Raw genomic sequence first — 21997 nt, 5'->3', positions numbered from 1 at the left:
GGGCAACTGGGGTCCGGACCGAATCCCAGGTGGAGAAATTCCATGGCCGTGATGGTCGCGACACAGCCGGCGGCACTCGAGTTCGACCGACTAGTCGCGGCCCGCGCTTTGCGGGCGGGCAAAGCCAGCGAGCGTCCCCCGCCGCAGGCGGATGTGAGCACGTTTCTGACGGACGCGGGGCCGGGATTGGGGGGCGGGCAACATTGCATTCGGATTCCTGTTCCTCACCATCACGCGCCGTTTTGTTTTCGCGGCCTGGGTGCAGTCCCGCGAGCATCGAGGCCTCAACGAACAACTGTGAGGCTCACCATGAGCGAAGACCTCCCCCCACTGCTCGGCCGCTTCGACGACGTCTGCCCCGTCGACGATGAACAGGTTGTCGAATTCGTGGCCCCTCTCGCAGACCACGACAAGCTCGAGCACGTCGTCCTCGGCTACAACTAGCCTGCCGCATGCGCATCCTGCGGATCGACGAAATTCCCTCAATGCCGTGGAAGAACGGCAAAGGCTCGACGAGGCTGGTGGCCGAAGGGCCCGGATGGCGCATCAGTGTTGCGCGGGTCGGGCGCGACGGAGCCTTCTCGATGTTCAAGGGCACCTGGCGGCATTCCGTCGTCATCGCCGGTGGCCCGGTGGAGTTGTTGCGGGAGGGCGGGCCCGCAGTCCTGCTGAAGCGCGGTGTCGCCACGCGCTACCCGGGCGATGTGGCGTGGACGAGCCGGCTTCGGGGACCTCCGGCCGCGATCGTGAACATATTCACCGAGGAGCGCGTCTGCGCAGCGGTGCTCCAGCGAGGGCAGCAGGTTCGCTGCGAAGCCGACGCGCCCTCGGTTGCCGTCTTCGCAGTGAATTGCGAAGCGACGATTGCCTATAGAAATGGGCCCATCCAAGACGTCTTGCGGCCGGGGCATGTGCTGTTGCGTGACGACCCATACGACAGCTTCATCTGCTCCGCGCGCGGGCTCGCCGATCCGTCGGGCTCTTACCTCCTGGGAATCCGGATCGTTACCATTCAGGATCCCATCCTCGGCGGTCCCGGAGCGAGCGAGCGATCCTGATCCGAGCCGGTCGGCCCGAATAGCCCTGCAGGCGCTCCCGGATTATCACGGTTGCTTCACATCAGCATCAGTTCCAGCGCTGGTTTGGGGCCGATGTCGCGCACGATCGGCACATTAGCGCTCAGCCCTACTGCCAATGTGCGGTGGGCACCACCCACACCATCGAAGGGCAATGAGATGACTCCTATCCGCACACTCCTGGCGCTGTCCGCCCTGGCGATCTGCCATGTGGCGACCGCCGCCGACACCAAGCCGCTGGAGATCACGGCCGTGACGCAGGTCGGTCCGTTGTTCCCGCAGTACACCAAGGTGGATATCCCAATCCTGCGCGACGAATTGCAGGCAAAGTCCGGGGGCAAGATCAAGGTCAAGCTGGCCTCCTACCCGGAGATGAACGTCGGCGGACCCGAAGTCTTGCGCCTGCTGCGTTCGGGGCAGATCGACATCGGCGCCGTGACGCTCGCGACCGCTTCAGGCGACGTTCCCCTTCTCGATGGCTTCGACCTGCCTGGCCTGAACAACTCGATCCCGCAGGCCCGCAAGGTCGCCGACGCGCTTGCCCCTTTCGCTGACGAAAAGCTGCGGCGTCTGGGCGTCAAGCTGATTGCGACCTACACCTACACGCCGCAGATGCTGTTCTGCAATCGTCCCGTGACAGGGCTGGGCAGCCTCAAGGGCCTGAAGGTGCGTGTCGCAGGGCCTGCCCTCGGCGCGCTGGTCGAATCATTCGGTGGCCAGCCGGTCTCCCTCGCGTTTGGCGAGGTTTACACCGCGCTGGAACGCAAGACGGTCGACTGTGCCATCACTGGCGTGGGATCCGGCAACAGTGCCAAGTGGACCGAGGTCTCCTCCTCGCTCTACACGCGGATCATCTCGGGCGCCACTGCAGGCTACCTGGTGAACCTGTCGTGGTGGACAAAGCTCGATCCGTCGCTACGGACCATGATCAACGACTCGCTGATGAAGGTGCAGGAAGCACAGTGGAAGCTCGCGGACGAGGCGACGCAAGACGGCGTGGACTGCAACGTCGGCAATGCCGCCAAGTGCAAGATCCATGCGCTGGCCACGCACCCGATGACGGCGGTGAAGTCCAACCCAGCGGACGACGCGACGGTGAAGGCCGCACTGACTGACCGGATCCTGCCCGACTGGGTGAAGCGCTGCGGCCCCGATTGCGGCGACATCTTCAATCGCGTGGTGACCCCGGTCACCGGCGTGGCGTACAAGAAATAACAGGACCAGCGGGGCGAGAACCTTGACTCCGAACAACACTCCCCCGGTACAGCGCCGGATCGACGGGCTCGCCCTCTTCATGAGCCGCATCGCAGGTTGGGTCTACGTGGCCTGCGCGATGATGATCACATTCGACATCATTGCGCGCAACTTCTTCGGTTTCTCGTCGAAGGCCACCGTCGAACTCTCCGGCTACGCACTCGGCCTTGGCATCTCATGGGGCCTTGCGGGCGCCTTTGTTGCCCGCATGCATGTCCGCGTCGACATGCTGCTGGAAAAGCTGCCGCGCAGCCCGCGGGCATGGCTGCATCTGCTTGCGCTACTGTTGCTCCTGGGATTCTTGGGCGTTGTGGCCTACGGCGTCATCTACCTGGTCAACGATTCGTGGGAGTTCGATGCGCATGACCTGAGCGCCTTGCAAATCCCGCTGTGGGTTCCGCAGGGCGCCTTCACGTTCGGCATCCTGGCCCTCATCGGCGTCGTCCTGGTCGCCTTGGTACGGGTCGTACGCCTGCTCCTCGCAGGCGATCCCGACGGCGTCAACGCCGTCATGCGGCAGAAGTCCGCATCGGAGGAAGCCGAGGAGGCAATCGAGGCTTCCCATGCCGCACCTGCGACCGCCGTTGCCGAGGGGCGCGCATGCTAGCCCTCGCCATCTTCGCGCTCATCGGCGGCGCGTTGTTCCTGGCCGGCACCAGCATCAGTGTTCCGGCGGTGGGGGCCGTTCTGTTCGTGATTGCCTTTGCGTTCTTCTTCGCGGCGGGAGTGCACATAGCCGCGGCGCTAGGGACGCTGGGTGTGATGTTCGGTCTGATCTACCTTGATCGGCCGTTCTGGAACTTCGTCGGCGAGATCGTCTGGGGGCCGTCGACGAACTTCGTGCTCGTGGCGGTTCCTCTGTTCATCCTGATGGGGGAGATCATGTTGCGCGCGGGCCTCTCGGACAAGCTGTACCGATGCCTGGCGCTGTGGACAGGCCGCCTGCCGGGTGGCCTGCTGCACACCAACATCATTGCGTCTGGCGTGTTCTCCGCGATCTCGGGATCAAGCGTGGCAACCGCGGCCACCATGGGCTCGGTGGCATTGCCCTATTTCGCGCGTACCGGCTACTCGCCGCGCTGGGTGCTCGGCTCGGTCGCCGCCGGCGGCGCATTGGGAAATCTGATTCCCCCGGGCATCACCTTCATCCTGTACGGGCTGATGACCGAGACATCGGTCGGCGCCCTGTACAAGGCAGCCATCGGCCCCAGCGTCCTGGTGGTTGTGCTGTTCCTGCTGCTGATCGCGATGCACGGCATGAAGGACCGCCAACGCGCGGAACACGCGGCCTCCTGGGCGGAGAAGTTTCGCTCGTTGCTGGACCTAGTGCCGACGATCATCCTCATCGTCCTGGTGCTCGGTTCGATCTACGTCGGCTGGGCGACGCCGACCGAGTCGGCGGCACTTGGCGTAGTGGGCGCAATCGCCATCGCTGCGATCTCTCGCCGGCTCGATTGGAAGATGCTCAACGAATCGGCCGTCAACACCTCGCATGTCACGGCGATGCTGGGCCTGATCCTCTTCGGCGCGTACATCCTGAACCACGTGTTGACCCACCTCGGAGTACCGCGCGCTGCCTCGGAGATGCTGAAGGGCCTGTCGATGCAGCCCTGGATCGCGATGCTGTTGATCATGGGGTTCTACATCGCCTTGGGGACCTTCATGGAAGGTCTGTCCATGATCATCGCCACCACGCCGGTGATCTTCCCGATCGTTCTTGCCTTGGGCTACGACCCGGTTTGGTTCGGCGTTGTCGTGACGATGGCCGTGGAGATTGCGCTGATCAGCCCGCCCGATGGCACTGTCCTCTACGTCCTTCAGGGCATGCGGAAGGACGGAGGGTCGCTCAGCGACGTTTTTTCCGGCGTCATGCCCTTCGTGTTCGTCTATATCCTGGCAATGGTGATGCTCCTGGCATTCCCTCAGATCGCGCTCTATATCCCCAATCTCTACAAATGAAGCACGAAGTCGAACTCGGGCGTGGAACGGCGCATTTGCTGGCGGACCGCATCGCCAAACTGGAACTGGCGAGCTTGTCGCTCTCCACACTCCATGCGGCACGCCGTTGCGTCGTCGACGTGCTCGGCTGTGCCGCGGCGGGGCGTCGCGAATCGGGTGTCACCAGCGCGGCAACGTGGGCACGTGCGACATATCCCGCGGGCTTGAGCACCGTCTGGTTCTTGCGTGAGCGACTGTCTCCGGTGGGGGCCGCGTTCATCAATGCTTCAGCTGCCTCGATCCTGGACCTGGACGACGGGCATCGCGTGGCCGCCGGCCACCCGGGCGCCGCGATCGTTCCGGCGGTCTTGGCAGCTGGGGAGGCAAGCGGGGCCGGCATGCAGGACATGCTGCTGGCCATCGCCGCTGGCTACGAGGCCGGTGTCGCGTGCGCCCAATTGCGCAGCCCTGCAGCGCAGTCCACCGTGGCGACGGGTCGCTGGTCGACTATCGGTGTGGCCGCCGCGCTTGCCAAGCTGATGGGGCTGGATACCGAGCGTATGCGCCATGCACTCACGCTCGCGGAGTCGCACGCGCCCAATCTCCTGGCCGCCGACTACTCGGGGTTTCAGGGCGGGCATGTGAAGGAAGGCATTCCGTGGTCCGTGGTGTCCGGCTTCGCGGCGGCAGAACTCGCTGCGCAAGGTTTTCGCGGCTACGACCAGGCGCTGTCGAATCCGACTATGTACCGTGCTCCTCAGCCATCGGACGAAACCGGTGCGCCGCTCATTGAATCGACTTACTACAAGCGCTTCGCCTGTTGTCGCTGGATGCACAGCGCGATCGACGCGGCGCTGGACCTGAAGTCTCGGCTCCCGGTGAATGTGCCGGTGCAGTCGATTGCGATCGACACCTTTGCGCGGGCGGCCACCCTGCCGAATCAGGCAGAGCCGCGCGACCTGATTGCGGCTCAGTTCAGCGTACCGTTCGCCGTTGCGGCCGCCTGGCTGCGCGGTGCCGAAGCTCTGCTGCCGATGGATGAAAGCCTGCTCGCGGACGCGGAAGTGACTGAGTTCGCCCGGCGCATCCACGTCAATGTCGCCCCCGCTCTGGATGCGATGTATCCCTTAAAGGTGCCGGCACGCGTCACCGTGCAGACGCCTCAGGCCCAGGTGCAGGCGGAGGTGATCTCGCCTGTCGGCGACTACGACAACCCATTGGCGGACACGGCGCTGCTCGACAAAGCCGTCCATCTCGCGGGCCACGCTGGCGTTTCGCTGCCGCGCGTCGCACTGGCCGGAATCCTTTCGGGAGAAGCGACCGCGCGGCAGCTATTCGAGACCGTGCAGGCGGATTGAATTCGTCGGCCGCTGCGTACGCGCATGGCCCATAACTTGAATCTTCGGTGCGCGCGAACAGGCGCGTGACCCAACCACAACGGAGTCTGGAATGAGAATTGGCAGTGACATCGGCGGAACCTTCACGGACGTCGTGACCGCGACGGCCGATGGCCGGTTCGTGGTGACCAAGGTGCCATCGACGCCGCCCGATTTCGCCGCCGGTCTCGTTAATGGCGTTGAGCAAGGCATCGCCACGGCGGCTGGCAAAGCCGGCGACGTGCAAGAGGTGCTGCACGCCTGCACCGTTGCGACAAATGCGATCCTGGAGCATCGCGGCGCGCGCACCGGCTTGCTGACCACGCGCGGCTTTCGCGACGTGTTGGAGCTCAGGCGCATCCGTGTGCCGCGGCTTTACGATCCGCAATACGAGAGGCCCGAACCGCTCGTGCCGCGTGAACTGCGGTTCGAATTGGACGAGCGCATGGCCGGCGACGGCTCCGTACTGGTTGCGCTGACGGAAAGCGAGATCCAGCGCGCTGTGACGCTCTGCCGCGACCACAAGCTGGAAGCGGTGGCAGTGTGCTTCATCAACTCGTACCGGAATCCGGAGCACGAGCGGCGTCTGGGCGATGCATTGCGGAGCGCGTTGCCGTCGGTCTACGTCTCGCTGTCGGTCGACGTGCTGCCCGAGATGCGCGAGTACGAACGCACCAGCACCACCGTGATCAACTCGTACGTTGGGCCGCCCGTCAGCAAGTACCTGTCGACGACGCGTTCGACTCTGCAGGGCCGCGGCATCAAGGCGCCGCTGGTGCTGATGCAGTCGAGCGGAGGCGTAGCCACGGCGCAGGAGATCGAGAAGCTGCCAGCTCAGATCATCGAATGCGGCCCTGCGGCCGGCGTGGTCGGCGCAGCCAAGCTCGCGGCAGCTGTCGGCATGACCGACGTGATCGCTTTCGACATGGGTGGCACGACGGCCAAGGCGTCGCTGATCGAGAAGGGGAGACTGTTCCTGTCCGACAACTATGAGGTCGGCAGCGAACAGTCGTTCGGCGGTGTGATGGCCGGCGGCGCCGGCTACGCGCTTCGGCTGCCGGTGATTGACATCGCCGAGGTCGGTGCAGGCGGCGGTAGCCTGGTGGCAATCGACAAGGCCGGCGCGATCCAGGTCGGACCGCAGAGCGCCGGAGCGATTCCCGGGCCTGCGTGCTACGGGAAGGGCAACGTGCAGCCGACGGTGACCGATGCCAATGTGGCGCTCGGCTACATCGGCGCTCTCGCTGGCGGGTCGCTGCCCATTGATCCACTGCTGGCGCGCGATGCGATCCAGAAGACGGTGGTCGACCGCATCGGGGGCACGGTGGAAGCGGCAGCGCACGGCATCCGGCAAGTCGCCAATGCGCGCATGGCTCGCGCCATCAAGTCCGTCAGTACATACAAGGGCCGCGACCCTCGCGCCTGCGTGCTGGTCTGTTACGGCGGCAACGGCGGTGTGCACGGCCCGGACCTTGCGCGGCTGCTGCAGATCAAGGACGTCCTGATCCCGCCGGCGGCCGGCGTGTTCAGCGCGTTGGGGCTTCTGTGCGCGGACATGGAAGGCATCCGAATGGTTCCAGTCAACGCAGGAATCGCCAGCATCGAGGCCTCGCAGTTGCGCACCATGGTGGACAACGGCAGCCGCGACCTGCTCGCCAGCCCGCAGCTCGCGGGTGGCGCGGTGGATGCGTCCGCGATGATGCGGTACGAAGGCCAGCTGTTCGAATTGGCGGTAAGGATCCCCGACGGCGCCTATGCTGACCTTTCGCTGCTGACTCGAGCGTTCGAGAATGAACACGAGCGGACATACGGTCACCGTCCGCATGGCAACCATCCGGTGGAAATTACCTCGCTGCGAGTTGCCGTGCACCGGCCATCGCAATCGCCCATCGGGCGCGCGCTTGCGGCCCTGGAGCCGGTCTCTTCCACGATGCCGGAGCGGCGCTGCTATTTCGGCGAGGAGGCAGGTTGGGTGACGACGGCGGTGGTGAGCCGCGGCGCCGTCGGCCGCTCGCCACGCCCCGGCCCCATCATCGTGCAGGACGTGGATGGGACGACTGTCGTGCCGCCGGACGCCACTGTCTGGCGCGACGAGCTGAACAACCTTCGGATCACACTGCAATGAGGGCGCACATGGCCAAAATCGATCCCTATCTCCTCGAAGTCCTGCGCAGCGCGTTCGACACCATCGCCGACAACCTGGCGATCACCGTGATGCGTACGGCGTATTCCGAGATCGTGCGCGAGTCGCTTGATTTCTCGACCGCGCTGTGCGACGCGAATGGACAAACGCTGGCGCAGGGCGTGTGCACGCCCATGCACCTGGGCAGCTTCCACGACGCGATGGACAACCTGCGCCGCGAGCAGGCCGGCGACATTCATCCCGGCGATGTCTTCATCTTCAACGACCCGTTCCTCGCAGCGGGCCAGCACCTGCCCGACATCTATGTTGTTGCCCCTGTGTTCGTCGCAGGTCGCGTGGAAGGCTGGGCGACGACACTTGCACACCACTCGGACGTGGGCGGCATCGTGGCGGGAAGCAATGCGCTTGGCGCCGTCGAGGTGTTCCAGGAAGGCCTGCGCCTGCCCGTCCTGAAGCTGTATGAGAAAGGCAAGCCGAACTCCAGCGTCTGGAAAATCATCGAAGCGAACGTTCGCACGCCCAAGCTCGTGTTTGGCGACCTGCATGCCCAGGTAGCTGCTTGCACGAACGGCGTGCGCGAGTTCACGGAGCTGATCGACCGCTACGGCATCGATACTATCCGTGCGGCAGGCGAGGCTCTGCACGAGCACGCAGAGCGGTTGGTGCGGGCCGAACTAGCGGAGTTCCCCAAGGGCGACTATGCGTTCACGGACCACATCGACGGCCTTGGCGAGAACCCAGAGCCGGTCGTGTTCAAGGTCAAGGTGAGTTTTACCGGTGATGGCGTGATCGTCGATTGGACCGGTACCTCGCCGCAGGTGGCCGGTGGCATCAACTCGACGTTCCCGTTCACCAAGTCCTGCGCATACGCGGCGATCCGCAGCGTGCTCAGGCAGAACATTCCGAACTGCCATGGCTTCACCGTTCCGATCGAAGTGCGCTCGCCCGAAGGCACAGTTGTGCGACCGCTGTTCCCCGCACCGACGGGTGCGCGTGGCATCACCGGCTATCGCATGCTGGATTGCCTCATGGGCGCCCTTGCACAGGCCGTTCCCGACCGGGCGACTGCGGACGGCAGCGGCGGCTCGTCGCTGCCGACGTTTTCGGGAACGGTCAACGGCAAGCAGTTCATCTTCTGCGAGACGCTGATGGGAACCTCCGGTGCTTGTGCTGCCCACGACGGCCAAGAAGGCGTGGCGCACATCGGCGCCAACCAAGCCAACGTCCCGGTGGAACTGATTGAGGCACGCTACCCGCTGCGCGTTGAGGAGTATGGCTTCGTGAAGGATTCGGGCGGCGCCGGCTCACAGCGCGGCGGCATGGCCATTCGCCGCAGCTACCGGATCCTGAGCGACAGGGCCACGCTTAACATCCGCTCCGACAAACGCGCCAATCCCCCGCACGGCCTGTTCGGCGGCCAAGCCGGCGCCGGCTCGATGACGGTGATTCGGCGCGGCAGCGATGGCATCGTAGTCCCCGCATTGCCGACTTCGCCCATACCGCTGCGCGTTGGTGATGTCGTGGAGCACACGATGCCCGCTGGTGGCGGGTGGGGTGATCCGGCCGAACGTGCGCACGAACTGGTTCGCAAGGACCTCATGCAGGACCGCATCTCTGCCGAGGCTGCGCGCGACATCTACAAGCTGGATGTCTGAGCCCATGGTTCATACGTGCATTGAGGAACCGACGTTCGTTATCGAACGGCGCGGCGGTCCACTGCTCGTGTCGATCCCGCACCTGGGTACGACGATCCCGGACGACTTGCGACACCTCTACACCGAGGAGGCGCTCACGGTCGCGGATACCGACTGGCACCTGGACCGGCTCTATTCCTTCGCGAAAGCGATGGATGCCACCGTGCTGCGCGCGAAGGTGTCGCGGTACGTCATCGACCTAAACCGGCCCACGAATGGCGACTCGTTGTACCCGGGGCTGGTCACGACCACGCTGTGCCCCGCCGAAACCTTCCGGGGCGAGCCGGTGTACGCGGGAGTGTCCCCGCCGGACGCGGCCGAGGTTGAGCGGCGTGTGCGCGCCTACTGGCGCCCCTACCACGATGCGTTGAAGCAGGAACTGCAGCGGCTGCGCGCATCGCACGCCAACGTCCTGCTGTGGGAGGCGCATTCGATCGCCAGTGTCCTCCCGCGCCTGTTTTCGGGCAAGTTGCCGAGCTTCAACTTCGGCACCGCCGATGGCCAGAGCTGCGCTCGCGCGGTGATCGAAGGCGCGCTGGATGCCGTTCGTGCGACGAACGAGAGCTGGGTGTTGAATGGCCGCTTTAAGGGGGGCTTCATCACGCGGCGCTACGGCGCTCCCGGAGATGGCATCCATGCCATCCAACTGGAGATGTGCCAGTCCCTGTACATGGACGAGGCGCCGCCTTTCGGTTGGCGTGACGACCTTGCGCAGATCGCCATTCCGACAGTGCAAGCGGCAGTTCAGGGCGCCCTCGACCGATTGGCTAGACTTCCCCAAAGTGGGACGATGGAGCTGTCCCGTTCCTGAAGCGGATCAAGATGAACCTCACCGACGAGCAGTTGCGCCCGGACTGGGAATTGCTCGCCAGTTGGGTCGCTGTCATGGAAACCGGGAGCGTCTCCGATGCCGCCCGGCTGCTACGCATCTCGCAGGCCGCCGTTTCTCAGCGGATCAAGCAGCTGGAGACCATCTTCTCGACGCCGCTGCTGGATCGCTCGACCCGTCCCGCGCAGCCCACTGCCGCCGGCCAGCGACTGTTTGAGAACGCAAAGGACTTGCTCACGCGGTCCGACCAGATGATGGAAAGCGTGCGCAACGTGAGCCGGGCCAAGCGAATGATCGTGCGCTTCGGCTGTGTTGATTCGTTTGCGGCCACCATCGGTCCCCTGCTGATCAAGGCCCTCGCGAGTTCCTCGCACCAGATCCGCCTGTGGTCTGGCATCACGCCGACGCTTGATGCGCAGATCGAGGGCCGACAGCTGGACCTGGCAGTCACGACCAGCGTCATGTCGCTGCCGGGCATCTCGCGGGAGCAGCTGTTCACCGAGGCCTACTACGCGGTGTTGCCGGCGTCGTTCGAGGTGAGCAAGTTCGGTTCGCTACTCGATCTGAGCCGGCATCTACAGTTCATCCGGTACAGCGCACGCTCCGTGATCGGCCAGCAAGTCGATGAGTACCTGCAGCGCACAGGTGACGCGCTCGAGAGGACATGCGAGTTCGATGCGACCGATCCCCTGCTCAGCCTGGTGGCCAGCGGGATGGGTTTTGCGCTAACGACGCCTTTGTGCATCTGGCAATCCCGGCACTTTATCCCGGGCATCCGCGTCGTGCCGCTGTCATCCTTTGCCCGGCAGGGGCGGGCCTACCCGGACATGACGCGGACCTTCTTTCTGGCATTCCGTCAGGGTGAGCTGGGTACGCTTCCGACGGAAGTGCGTGACCTGGTGCGGATCGCCGTGCGACGCCAGCTCTCGCCGGAGATCGGTACGCAACTGGGGCTCGCCAAGGACATGCTCTGGACACCGCCGGAGACGTGACCAGAACGTGAAGTAATCGTGCGTCGAGCGCGGTTTTGCAGAGTATCGGTTTTCCTTATGTTCCGTCGGGTGGCGTCAGAGCGCTTGATGATTCCGGCAAACAGCTGGAGAACCCATGGAAAACTACGACGTGATCGTGATCGGGGGCGGAGTGATTGGCTCCTCGGTCGCCTTTCACCTCGCTCGCTTCGGCGCCAAGCGCGTGCTGCTGCTGGAGCGCGAGACAGTCGGCTCCGGAACGAGCTCGCAATCGTCCGGCATCCTGCGCACTCACTACTCTGTCAAGGAGAACGTCGAACTGGCCCGCCGCTCCTGGGACGTGTTCAAGGACTTTGCCGCTTACGTCGGCGATGACGACGCGTCTTGCGGGTTGGTGCAATGCGGCTACCTGATCTGTTCGGGCGATGACGAAAAGCTCGAGCCACTGCGTGCGTCTCTGCGCCAGCAGGAAGCGCAAGGAATTCCGCTGAAGTACCTGACGAAGCAGGAAGCCTCGCAGCTTCTGCCGATCGCGTCATTCGACGATGCGGCGCTGATCGGTTACGAGCCGGAAGCTGGCTTCGGCGATGCATACATGGTGGCAACCAGTTTCGCGAAGGCTGCGCGGCATGGAGGCGTGACCGTTCGCGAAGGCGTGACGGTCCAGCGTCTGGTGATTGAAGGCTCGCGCGTGGTTGGCGTGTCTACGTCCGTTGGTGACTTCGCCTGCGGCACACTCGTCAGCACACAGAACATTTGGACGCCGCAGATGGGGACCTGGGTGGGCCGCGATATGCCCGTCGTACCCGAGCGGCATGCAGTGCTCGCGCTCGAGTGCACTAGCGCACCATACACCTCTGCGATGCCGGTGTTCAAGGACCTGTCTTCGCCCGGGATGCTGTACTACCGTAGCTACGGCGGCAAACAGATGCTGGTCAGCGAAGGTCTCGTTGGTGAACGGCTGCCATCGACCGACACCGAGCAAGGCGACGTTCCCCTCGACTATGTGGCCGAAGTCGGTGCGCAAGTTGCTGCACGCTTTCCGGCCTACGACGCGGCGGGGCTCGCGTCATCGTGGACTGGAGTCTACGACGTGACGCCTGACTGGAATCCGGTGCTCGGGCGCCTGCCGGGCGTCGATGGACTCGTCATGGGTTACGGGTTTTCCGGGCATGGCTTCAAGCTGTCCCCGACGGTCGGCCGTGTCCTCGCGCAGGAGGCGCTTGGCATGCTGACCGACGTGCCGCTCGCGCCTTATTCCATCGAACGTTTTGCTACCGGCGCACTCCTGGTGGGCAAGTACGGTTCCGGCGCCGTCTCCTGAAGGAATCCCTTTACATGAAGATCCTGGTCCCGATCAAGCGGGTGGTGGACTACAACGTGAAGGTCCGCGTGAAGTCGGACAACACGGGTGTGGACATCGCCAATGTGAAGATGTCGATGAACCCGTTCGACGAGATTGCCGTCGAAGAGGCGGTGCGCCTGAAGGAAAAGGGCGTGGCCACCGAGGTGATCGCCGTGTCCTGCGGCGTGCAGCAGTGCCAGGAGACGCTGCGCACGGCGATGGCCATCGGCGCCGACCGGGCCATCCTGGTGCTGACCGACGAGGAACTGCAGCCGCTGGCGGTGGCCAAGCTGCTCAAGGCGCTGGTCGACAAGGAGCAGCCGGGCCTGGTGATCCTGGGCAAGCAGGCCATCGACGACGACTGCAACCAGACCGGCCAGATGCTGGCGGCGCTGGCCGACCTGCCGCAGGCCACCTTCGCGAGCAAGGTGGAAGTGGCCGACGGCAAGGCGAACGTCACGCGTGAAGTGGACGGCGGCCTGGAGACGATCTCCATCGACCTGCCGGCGGTGATCACGACCGACCTGCGCCTGAACGAGCCGCGCTACGTGACGCTGCCCAACATCATGAAGGCCAAGAAGAAGCAGCTCGATACCGTCAAGCCGGAAGACCTGGGCGTGGACGTCAAGCCGCGCCTGAAGACGCTGAAGGTCACCGAGCCGGCCAAGCGCAGTGCCGGCGTGAAGGTGCCCGACGTGGCCACCCTGGTTCAAAAGCTCAAGACGGAAGCGAAGGTGATCTAAATGACGGCCCTGGTGATTGCAGAACACGACAACAAGTCCATCAAGGCCGCAACGCTGAACACCGTCACCGCGGCCAAGGCCTGCGGGGGCGACGTGCACGTGCTGGTGGCCGGCGCCAATGCCGGCGACGCCGCCAAGGCTGCCGCGCAGATCGCCGGCGTGGCCAAGGTGATCCACGCCGATGGCGCACAGTTCGAGCACGGCCTGGCCGAGAACATGACCGCGCAGGTGCTGGCCATCGCCGGCAGCTACGAGCACATCCTGTTCCCGGCCACCGCCAGCGGCAAGAACATTGCCCCGCGCGTGGCCGCCAAGCTGGACGTCGCGCAGATCAGCGACATCAGGAAGGTGGACAGCCCCGACACATTCGAGCGCCCGATCTATGCCGGCAATGCCATCGCGGTCGTGCGGAGCAGCGACGCCACCAAGGTGATCACCGTGCGCACCACCGGCTTCGACCCGGCCGCCGCCACTGGCGGCAGCGCCGCGGTGGAGACCGTGGCCGCGGCGGCCGACAGCGGCAAGAGCCGCTTCGTCGGCCAGGAGATCGCCAAGAGCAACCGCCCCGAGCTGACCGCCGCCAAGATCATCGTCTCGGGCGGCCGTGCCCTGGGGTCGGCGGAGAAGTTCAACGAGGTGATGACGCCCCTGGCCGACAAGCTGGGCGCCGCCCTCGGTGCCAGCCGCGCCGCCGTCGATGCGGGCTACGCGCCCAACGACTGGCAGGTCGGCCAGACCGGCAAGATCGTCGCGCCGCAGCTGTACGTGGCGGCCGGCATCTCCGGCGCCATCCAGCACTTGGCCGGCATGAAGGACTCCAAGGTGATCGTGGCGATCAACAAGGACCCGGAAGCGCCGATCTTCAGTGTGGCCGACTACGGGCTTGAGGCCGATCTGTTCCAGGCGATGCCGGAACTGCTCCGGTCAGTCTGAGCTTTTCAGCACAATCCGATTCTGGCAACGCATCAGATTGCGACGTCGAGCATACGTCAGCCAAGAGGATGCTGCGGCGACGTGCTCGGCTAGGGGCTACTCTTCCGCCGATGTTTCTCCGCGTCTGTCCGCCTTTGACCGACGCGCGACCAGCGGATTAAGAGTCCAGATCAGGACTCCGCGTGTCTCGGAATTCCACCACGGGGCACAAGCGCCGACCTGCGGATCGGCAAAGTTCCTAGAGCGGCCGCTCGGTCCTCCAGTAGGTACTCGCTCGGAACGAGTGAACGGCGCGCCAGCATGATGAGCACGGCGATACGGGTGAAAGACTTGCTGGACGAGACGTACAGGGACCGGCGCGGGAACGGTGGGCTGCAGCTTGTGCGTCCAAGTTGCACCAGCCCGCATTCAGCATGACGACGTGACGTGACGTGACGTGACGTGACGTGACGTGACGTGACGTGACGTGACGTGACGTGTCGTGTCGATTCACGGGTTGCCGACCGCGGCCTTGCCATGCGGCCAGACGAGTGACCATTGCTCCGGCCGCTAAGTAGCTAGTCTGCTTTCAATCCAGCGTCTTTAACGATGCGTGACCAGTTTGCGAGTTCCGCGCGGACATGCTCCGCGAAAGCCTGGGGCGAGGAGGCAGCGACATCGAAGCCCATCTCGTTGAGCCGCCGCGTCACGTCGGGGAGCGCCACGACCGCGTTGATCTCGGCCGAAATCGCTTCGATCACGGCATCCGGCGTGCCCGCTGGCGCCATGTAGCCGAGCCAGGTCATCATCTGGAACGACTCCAGGCCCTTGACCTCCGAGATTGTGGGCAGCGTGCCGTTGAACAGCAGCGGCGAGCGCCGCGGACCGGTACTGGCCAATGGCCGCACCTTGCCGGTCGGGCCGTACTGGATCGCGGTCGACACGTTGTCGAACATCATCGAGACGTGCCCGGCAAGCAGGTCGGCGAGCGCAGGCGCCTGGCCCTTGTAGGGGACATGGAGGATATCTACGCCCGCGAGCAGCTTGAGCCACTCGCCGGCCAGGTGCGTCGCGCCTCCTGCACTGTGTGATGCGAAGGTGAGCTTCCCTGGCTGCGCCTTCGCCAGTGCCAGCAGTTGCAGCAGCGTCCGCGCCGGCACGGACGGATTCAGGACCACAACGTAAGGTTGCGTCGTGACCATGGTCACCGGCGCGAGATCACGCAGCACGTCGAACGGGATGTCCTTGAAGAAGGCCGGATTCGTCGTCAGCGGGATGGCGGCTGTGACGAGGGTGTGGCCGTCCGGTGGGGAGCGCACGACGCGGTTCGTGCCGATGTTGCCGCTGCCGCCGGGAATGTTTTCGACAACCACCGCGCGATTGATCCTCGGTCCCAGGTGGGTCGCGATCAACCGCGTCACCGTGTCGGTCGAGCCGCCCGGCGGATACGGCACCACGATACGGATCGGCTTGTCCTGGGGCCAGGATTGCCCGCTGGCGTTGGAGGCCAGGAAAGACGCCGTCACGATGGCCATTGCGCGTAACGCGCCGAGGAAGGTCTGGGATGCGATCCACGGCATGTCGTCACCCTCTGGGCCGCGAGGGTTCGGTGCTGCTTGCCGCTTCCTCGAACACCTCGCGCGCGATGCGGAAGCTCTCCAGCGCCGCCGGCGCGCCGCAATAGACGCCCGCGTGCAGGAAGATCTCGCGGATCTCGTCCTTCGTCACTCCCGTGCGCAGCGCTCCGCGCAAATGCAACTTGAGTTCCGCGGGGCGATTGAGCGCGGTGAGCATCGCCAGGTTCAGCATCGACCGCGTCTTGAGTTCGAGCGTGCCGCGGGCCCACGATGCGCCCCACGCATGCGCAGTCAGGTATTCCTGCAGCGGCCGAGTGAAGTCGTCGGTCGCGCGCAGCGACTCGTTCACGTAGTCGTCGCCGAGCACGCGTTTGCGCACGGCCAGGCCGCGCTCGAACAAGGCCTGCAGGTCGGGATCGGTGGGTTTCATCGCGGTGTCTCCTTCATCATTGCGCGCTGAGGCCGGCCGAGCGGATCAGCTTGCGGTACTTCTCGAGGTCCGCGCGGATGCGCGCGGCCAGTTCGGCCGGCGTGCTGCCGCCCGGCTGGTAGCCCAGGTCGATCATCTTGTCGGTCACGTCCTTGGCCTTCAGCGCCTGCACGACAGCGGCATTGAGCTTGTTCACGACGGCGGGCGGCGTGTTCGGGCCGGCGAGCAGCGCGTACCAGGCCGACACTTCGAAGCCTGGCACGCCGGCCTGCGCGACGGTGGGCACGTCGGGCGCGGCGGACGATCGCTCGGTGCCGCTGACGCCCAGCGCACGGAAGCGGCCCTCGCGCACGAGCGGCAGCGACGAAGGAATGTTGTCGAACATCACCGTGATCTCGCCGCTCAGGAGGGCGGTGCGCAGCGGCGCGCTGCCCTGGTACGGAACGTGAACCATGTTGATGCCGGTCATCGACTTGAGCAGTTCCATCGCCAGGTGCGGCGAGCCCCCCACGCTGCTGGACCCGTAGTTCAGCGCGCCGGGCTTGGCGCGGGCCAGATCGAGCAGGTCGCGCAGGTTCTGGATTGGCTGCTTGCTGCCCGTCACCAGGATCAGCGGCGTCTCGGCCACCAGCGACACCGGCGTGAAGTCGTTGACCGTGTCGTAGCCGGTGTCCTTGTAGAGGCTCGCGTTCGACCCGTGCGTGCCCTGCGTGGCCATGACCAGCGTGTACCCGTCGCCGGGTGCGCGCGCGACGCTCGCTGCGCCGATGTTGCCGCCGGCGCCGGGCCGGTTCACGACCACGATCGACTGGCCGAGCAGCGATCCCATCCGTTCACCAAGCACGCGCGCGGCGATGTCGGTCCCGCCGCCGGGCGGAAAAGGAACCACGATGGTGATCGGCCGTGTCGGGAAGTCCTGGGCGAGCGCGGGTGCAAGCGGTGCCGCGAGGCACGAGAACGCGATGACGATGCGGCGGAACGAGGAGGTCATGGCGGCTCCAAGAGGCGGGTTGCGCAGCGGGTGCGACGTGACTACCATCATACGGAGCACCTCGGAAATAGCATTCCGATCAACGGAATTCAACCAGCGACGCCCCCGCCACTCCAGAGGCAACACACCCATGGACAACAACATCCGCCGCCTCGGCATCATCATCCCGCCGGGCAATGTCGCGGTGGAACGCGAGTTCCCGCTGCACATCCCGCCGGGCATCGTCGTCAACACCAACCGGCTCGGCCGTCCCGATTCCAACCAGACGCCGGAGTCGATCCTGGCGATGAACGACACACTCGCGCAGACGGCGCGCGACCTGGCGCAGGCCTATCCGGAGGTGATCGCCTACGTGTGCACCGGCGGCAGCTTCCTCGAAGGGCCGGGCAATGAGGCCAAGCCGGCGAAGACCATCGAGCAGGTCACCGGCATTCCCGGCGTGTCGACGTCGATCGCGGTGGTGGAAGCGCTTCGTGTGCTGGGCGTGCGCAAGGTGCTGCTCGTCGGGCCGTACCCGCATCCGATCATGAAGACCGAGGTCGCCTTCCTGCGGCACTACGGCTTCGAGGTGCCGACGTACGAGACCTTCGAGTGCATGACGAGCGAAGCCAACCGCAAGCTCACGTCGGAACAGATCGCGCAGCGCGTGCTGGACAAGCGCTCGCTCATCGAAGATTGCGATGGCGTGTTCATCAGCTGCACCAACATCCTCGTCATGGACCAGATTGAGCGGCTCGAGCGTGAGCTCAGCAAGCCGGTCGTGTCGTCCAACCAAGCCACGCTGTGGGACGTTCTGCGCCGCATGAAGGTCGACTCGCGCGGCCTGCGCGGGGGCCGCCTGTTCGAGCAGCACGGCGTCACTGCCGCGGCCGCCTGAGCGTTCAGCCGGCGAGAGCGGCGCGAAAGCGCGCGATCTCGCTGGCCGCCGTCGCGAACGAAGCCACCAGCCGGAAGGTGCGCCGGCCGTCGGCGAGGCGGCCCTTGCCACGCAGCGCGATGCCGGCGGCGCCGAGCTTGTCGATCGCCGGCTCGGGCAACGCGGCGAACACGATGTTGCCGTCCACCGGATGCAGCAGTGCGCCGCCGTCCACTCGCTCGACGGTGTCCGCGACTTCGCGTGCCATCGCATTGGCATGCGACGCATTGGCCAGCCAGCGGCCGGACGCGATGCAGGCGAGCAGCTGCGCGGCCATGAAGCGGGATTTCGACAGCAGGTGACCGCCGCGCTTGAGGCGCTGCTCGAACAAGTCGGCCCGTGCGGGGTCGAAGAACACCACCGCGTCGCAGGACATCGTGCCGTTCTTGGTGCCGCCGAACGAAAGCACGTCGACGCCGCTACGCCACGTCACGTCGGCCGGCGATGCACGCAGCGCGGCCATGGCATTGGCGAACCGCGCCCCGTCCATGTGCAAGGGCAGACTGCGCTCGCGCGCGACGACACCGATCGCGCGCAGCGTCGGGAGGTCGTACGCGGTACCCGCTTCGGTGAGCTGCGTCACCGTGACCGCAGCGGCGCGCAGTGCACCGTGGCTGCCGCCGGCCAGGCCATCCAGCGCGGCCGTCAACGCAGTGACGTCCATGCGTCCGTGCGCACCAGAGACAGGAAGAAAGCCCGCGCCGCCGGAAAAGAAGCCGGTCGCACCGGCCTCGTTGCGCAGCGGATGCGCGTCTTCGTGGCAAGCGACGAGCCCCAGCGGACCGGCCAGGTGCGACAGCGAGAGCGCGTTCGCCGCCGTGCCGCTCACGACGGGGAACACCCGGACGTCGTGCTCGAACAGCGCACCGAATTCGCCGTCGAGGCGCCGGCTGTGCTCGTCGTCGCCGTAGCCGGGCATGTCGCCCTCGTTGCAGGCGGCAAGCGCCGCGAGCACCTGCGGGTCGACGCCCGCCGTGTTGTCACTCCTGAGCCACATGGGATGCCCTTCTTGCGGAATCTGCCGGCCTCTCCAGGCCGCTCACACCGAGGGCGCGCGACAGGTCGGTCGATGCGGTGATCAACGCTGCGCCGAGCCGTGCCTCATCGCGCGCGCGGAAGCGCTGTTCCGGCACGGTCACTGACAGGCTGCCGATCATGCGCCCGGCTTCGCCGTAGACGGGGACCGACAGCCCCACTGCGCCGGTGATGCGTTGGCTGCGCGACACCGCGTAGCCGCGCGCCCGGATCGCCGCCAGGTCAGTCTTGAGTTCTGTGACCGACAGCTTGCGGCCCGATCCGGGCGAAATCTCCGCGCGAGCGATCACCTGCTGGATGTCGGGATCGGGCAGGAAAGCCAGGATGGAACGGCCGGTCGCGCCCCATGCGAGCGTTTCGACGCCGTGCATGCGAACGCGATAGCGCAGCGGGTTGGCGGAGTCCACGCGCGCCACGAACGACATCGTGTGCCGGTGCGGGTGGTATACCGCGAGCAGGCAGGTTTCCCCGCAAGCATCGACGATGGCGCGCATCGGCTCAAGCGCGGCAGCAACGATGTCGTTGCCGTCCAGCGCCATTCGCGCCATGCGCAGGAACTCCGGGCCGATGCGGTAACGGCGCAAGTTGCTGCGCGCGACGAATCCGTCAGCCAGAAGCAGGTTCAGCAGCCGGTGCGCGGTGCTGGGCGCCAGGTCGAGGCCTTGCGCGACGTCCTTCACGCCGAACTCGCCTTCACCTTGCGCGATCAGGGTGAGCAGCTGCAGCACGCGGGTGACCGTGCCACTGCTGGTTTCGGTTGCGGACGCCGCCATCGTCAGTGGGCGCCCTGCAGTGACTGCGCCGCTGCGCTGATGTGCCGCGCGGTCTCCATGACCGCCGGCAGGAACCGCGGCAGCGCGGCGCGGTCGAAGCGCACTTTCGGCACGGTGAGTTGGACCGAGCCGATGGACCGCGAGGCGTGGTCCAGGATCGGCGCGGCGATCCCCACCGCGCCCTCGAGCCGCTCTCCGTACGAGACGCAATGGCCGGCGCGGCGGATGGACTCGAGCTGCTCGCGCAGCGTCGCCGAATCGACCACCGTGCCGGTCGTCACCTTCTCGAGCTTGCGGGACAGCACCCTGCGGATCACGGCCGGTGGCTGGAACGCCAGGATGGACTTGCCGCTCGCGCCCGCGTGCAGCGGGAGCAGCTCACCCATGCGCAGGACGTACTGCAGCGGCTCGCCGCACTCCTCCACGGCGGACACCATGAAGGCATCGTGCGGCGCATCCAGCAGGTTCAGGCAAGCCGACTCGCCGGTGCGTGCGACGAGCTCGCGCATGTTGGCCCGTGCGACGTCCATGAAGGTGGCGCCATGCAGGATGGCGCTCGCCAGGTTGTACATGCCGAGGCCGGGACCGTACGTCTTGCGGTCCGGGTCGTGCCGCACCAGGTCTTGGGCGACCAGCGCCTGCAGCAACTTGTACGTGACGCTGCCGGACAGACCCTCTTCGGATGCGAGCTCGGTGAGGTTCGCGGGCGTACGGCGCGTCGCCACGTGCCGCAGCAGCGCGAGCGCACGCTCGACGCCGGTCACCCGATTGCCATTCGTGCCCGTGCCCTTCGTCTCTCGTGTCGCGCTGCCACGGACGTGCTTCTGTGCCGGATCCTGCGCTTGCCGGACCTTCGATCCGGCCGGAGTCTTGCTCAATTCGCCTGTCTCCCCCTAGAATCAAAACGCCGGAAATCTTATTCCGTTGAACGGAATGCTAGACCATCCGGATCGGCCGCGCAAGCGGCGTGAGCGGAACCTGATCGCCGTCGGAGGAACCGAGATGAATGAAGCCAGCCGCAGGGCATTGCTCGGATCGGCAGCACTGCTTGCCACCGGCCTCGTTTCGCCGGCGAGGGCGCAGGGCTTCCCGTCACGCGCGATTCAGCTCGTGGTGCCCTATCCGCCCGGCGGCGCGGCGGACGCGCTCACCCGGCCGCTCGCGCTGCGGTTGAAGGACCTGCTGGGCCAGGCCGTCGTTATCGAGAACAAGTCGGGCGCCAACGGCATCCTCGGCATGCAGGCGGTCGCGGGTGCGCAGCCCGATGGCCACACGCTGGTGCTCGGTGCCATCGGGCCGCTCTCCGTCAGCCCCGCGCTGCAGAAGATGCCGTTCGACCCGCAGCGCGACTTCGCGCCGGTTGCATTCCTGGCCGCGGTGCCGAACGTGCTGGTGGTCAATGCGTCCACGCCGCTGAAGTCAGTGCAGGAGCTCGTCGCCCTCGCGAAGCAGAAGCCGGGGGAGTTGAACTACGGCTCTGCGGGCGCCGCGTCGTCGAACCAGCTCGCCGCCGAACTGTTCAACCAGGCCGCGCGCGTGAAGATCGCGCACATCCCCTACAAGGGGGGCGCGCCGGCACAGGCCGACCTGCTGGCCGGCCACCTGACGGTGATCTTCGACAACCTGCCGCCGTCGCTGCCCCACATCCGCTCCGGCGCGTTCCGGCCGCTGGCCGTGACGAGCCTGCGCAGGCAGCCTTCGCTGCCCGACGTGCCCACGATGGCCGAACTCGGCTACCCGAATTTCGAAGCCGGTTCGTGGTTCGGCCTGCTCGCACCGGCGGCCACGCCGCGACCGGTGATCGAGCGCCTGAACCGCGCCGTCGTCGATGTGCTGCGCGATCCCGCCATGCGCGAGACGTACGCGAAGCAGGGGTTCGACCTGAATCCCGGCACGCCGGAGCAGTTCGCGGAGTTCATCCGCAGCGAAGCCACCAAGTGGCAGGCCGTCGTGAAGTCGGCCGGCATCGTCAACCCCTGAGCCCAACCCGGAGC

Annotated in this window: 21 protein-coding genes; 15 read left to right on the top strand and 6 right to left on the bottom strand. The window is 65.9% G+C overall.

Features of this window, described 5'->3' with window-relative positions; translation table 11 throughout:
* The first annotated feature begins 309 nt into the window (after positions 1 to 309).
* The 13 genes from GON04_RS27065 (at position 310) to GON04_RS11105 (ending at position 14302) form a co-directional block, all read left to right on the top strand.
* Positions 310 to 444, top strand: a complete 135-nt coding sequence (locus tag GON04_RS27065) for a hypothetical protein (RefSeq protein ID WP_255481833.1) — start codon at positions 310 to 312, stop codon at positions 442 to 444.
* Positions 445 to 452: 8 nt separating this feature from the next.
* Positions 453 to 1058 (top strand): HutD/Ves family protein, encoded by a 606-nt coding sequence (locus GON04_RS11160; RefSeq protein WP_157397944.1) that lies wholly within the window; start codon positions 453 to 455, stop codon positions 1056 to 1058.
* A gap of 177 nt (positions 1059 to 1235) precedes the next feature.
* Positions 1236 to 2291 (top strand): TRAP transporter substrate-binding protein, encoded by a 1056-nt coding sequence (locus tag GON04_RS11155; protein ID WP_157397943.1) that lies wholly within the window; start codon positions 1236 to 1238, stop codon positions 2289 to 2291.
* A gap of 22 nt (positions 2292 to 2313) precedes the next feature.
* The gene (locus GON04_RS11150; RefSeq protein WP_157397942.1) at positions 2314 to 2937 is read left to right on the top strand and encodes a TRAP transporter small permease subunit; all 624 of its coding nucleotides are present in this window, start codon (positions 2314 to 2316) and stop codon (positions 2935 to 2937) included.
* Positions 2931 to 4289 carry a TRAP transporter large permease gene (locus tag GON04_RS11145; RefSeq protein ID WP_157397941.1) on the top strand — a complete coding sequence of 453 codons (1359 nt, stop codon included), beginning with the start codon at positions 2931 to 2933 and terminating at the stop codon, positions 4287 to 4289. The genes GON04_RS11150 and GON04_RS11145 overlap by 7 nt, the downstream gene beginning before the upstream one ends.
* Entirely contained in the window at positions 4286 to 5626 is a 1341-nt protein-coding gene (locus GON04_RS11140; protein WP_157397940.1) for an MmgE/PrpD family protein, read from the top strand. Before GON04_RS11145 ends, GON04_RS11140 begins: the two co-directional genes overlap by 4 nt.
* Positions 5627 to 5717: 91 nt before the next feature.
* The gene (locus GON04_RS11135) at positions 5718 to 7769 is read left to right on the top strand and encodes a hydantoinase/oxoprolinase family protein (RefSeq protein WP_157397939.1); all 2052 of its coding nucleotides are present in this window, start codon (positions 5718 to 5720) and stop codon (positions 7767 to 7769) included.
* Between the two features lie 8 nt (positions 7770 to 7777).
* A complete protein-coding gene (locus GON04_RS11130) occupies positions 7778 to 9442 on the top strand; it encodes a hydantoinase B/oxoprolinase family protein (RefSeq protein WP_157397938.1) in 1665 nt (554 codons plus the stop codon).
* Positions 9435 to 10292 carry an N-formylglutamate deformylase gene (gene hutG, locus GON04_RS11125; protein WP_370530043.1) on the top strand — a complete coding sequence of 286 codons (858 nt, stop codon included), beginning with the start codon at positions 9435 to 9437 and terminating at the stop codon, positions 10290 to 10292. The genes GON04_RS11130 and hutG overlap by 8 nt, the downstream gene beginning before the upstream one ends.
* Positions 10293 to 10303: 11 nt before the next feature.
* Positions 10304 to 11302 carry a LysR family transcriptional regulator gene (locus tag GON04_RS11120; protein WP_157397937.1) on the top strand — a complete coding sequence of 333 codons (999 nt, stop codon included), beginning with the start codon at positions 10304 to 10306 and terminating at the stop codon, positions 11300 to 11302.
* 115 nt (positions 11303 to 11417) lie between these two features.
* Positions 11418 to 12605: an NAD(P)/FAD-dependent oxidoreductase gene (locus GON04_RS11115; RefSeq protein ID WP_157397936.1), complete on the top strand. Its 1188-nt coding sequence runs from the start codon at positions 11418 to 11420 to the stop codon at positions 12603 to 12605.
* A gap of 14 nt (positions 12606 to 12619) precedes the next feature.
* On the top strand, positions 12620 to 13369 hold the full coding sequence (locus GON04_RS11110; RefSeq protein WP_157397935.1) for an electron transfer flavoprotein subunit beta/FixA family protein: 750 nt from the start codon (positions 12620 to 12622) through the stop codon (positions 13367 to 13369).
* A complete protein-coding gene (locus tag GON04_RS11105) occupies positions 13370 to 14302 on the top strand; it encodes an electron transfer flavoprotein subunit alpha/FixB family protein (RefSeq protein ID WP_157397934.1) in 933 nt (310 codons plus the stop codon).
* A 557-nt stretch (positions 14303 to 14859) separates the two neighbouring features.
* On the opposite strand, the gene GON04_RS11100 is transcribed toward GON04_RS11105, so the two are convergent.
* From GON04_RS11100 to GON04_RS11090, 3 genes are read right to left on the bottom strand one after another with little or no spacing between them, the layout of a single operon-like run.
* A complete protein-coding gene (locus tag GON04_RS11100) occupies positions 14860 to 15861 on the bottom strand; it encodes a Bug family tripartite tricarboxylate transporter substrate binding protein (protein ID WP_157397933.1) in 1002 nt (333 codons plus the stop codon).
* Between the two features lie 4 nt (positions 15862 to 15865).
* The gene (locus GON04_RS11095; protein WP_157397932.1) at positions 15866 to 16288 is read right to left on the bottom strand and encodes a carboxymuconolactone decarboxylase family protein; all 423 of its coding nucleotides are present in this window, start codon (positions 16286 to 16288) and stop codon (positions 15866 to 15868) included.
* A 16-nt stretch (positions 16289 to 16304) separates the two neighbouring features.
* Positions 16305 to 17279: a Bug family tripartite tricarboxylate transporter substrate binding protein gene (locus GON04_RS11090; protein ID WP_157397931.1), complete on the bottom strand. Its 975-nt coding sequence runs from the start codon at positions 17277 to 17279 to the stop codon at positions 16305 to 16307.
* A 130-nt stretch (positions 17280 to 17409) separates the two neighbouring features.
* On the opposite strand from GON04_RS11090, the gene GON04_RS11085 reads away from it, so the two are divergent.
* On the top strand, positions 17410 to 18156 hold the full coding sequence (locus GON04_RS11085) for a maleate cis-trans isomerase family protein (protein WP_157397930.1): 747 nt from the start codon (positions 17410 to 17412) through the stop codon (positions 18154 to 18156).
* Positions 18157 to 18160: 4 nt separating this feature from the next.
* Here the strand turns inward: GON04_RS11085 and GON04_RS11080 are convergent, their stop codons facing one another.
* Genes GON04_RS11080 through GON04_RS11070 form a run of 3 tightly spaced genes read right to left on the bottom strand, consistent with a single transcriptional unit; the run spans position 18161 to position 20881 of the window.
* On the bottom strand, positions 18161 to 19192 hold the full coding sequence (locus GON04_RS11080; RefSeq protein WP_157397929.1) for a threonine aldolase family protein: 1032 nt from the start codon (positions 19190 to 19192) through the stop codon (positions 18161 to 18163).
* A complete protein-coding gene (locus GON04_RS11075; RefSeq protein WP_198349254.1) occupies positions 19176 to 19958 on the bottom strand; it encodes an IclR family transcriptional regulator domain-containing protein in 783 nt (260 codons plus the stop codon). Before GON04_RS11075 ends, GON04_RS11080 begins: the two co-directional genes overlap by 17 nt.
* Before the next feature lie 47 nt (positions 19959 to 20005).
* Complete coding sequence (locus GON04_RS11070) at positions 20006 to 20881, bottom strand: IclR family transcriptional regulator (RefSeq protein WP_157397927.1); 876 nt, start codon at positions 20879 to 20881, stop codon at positions 20006 to 20008.
* Between the two features lie 124 nt (positions 20882 to 21005).
* On the opposite strand from GON04_RS11070, the gene GON04_RS11065 reads away from it, so the two are divergent.
* The gene (locus GON04_RS11065) at positions 21006 to 21983 is read left to right on the top strand and encodes a Bug family tripartite tricarboxylate transporter substrate binding protein (RefSeq protein WP_157397926.1); all 978 of its coding nucleotides are present in this window, start codon (positions 21006 to 21008) and stop codon (positions 21981 to 21983) included.
* Positions 21984 to 21997 lie beyond the last annotated feature (14 nt).

Origin of the sequence: Ramlibacter pinisoli (assembly GCF_009758015.1) — a bacterium.
GTDB lineage: Bacteria > Pseudomonadota > Gammaproteobacteria > Burkholderiales > Burkholderiaceae_C > Ramlibacter > Ramlibacter pinisoli.
This window is presented reverse-complemented; position numbering and strand designations above follow the sequence as displayed.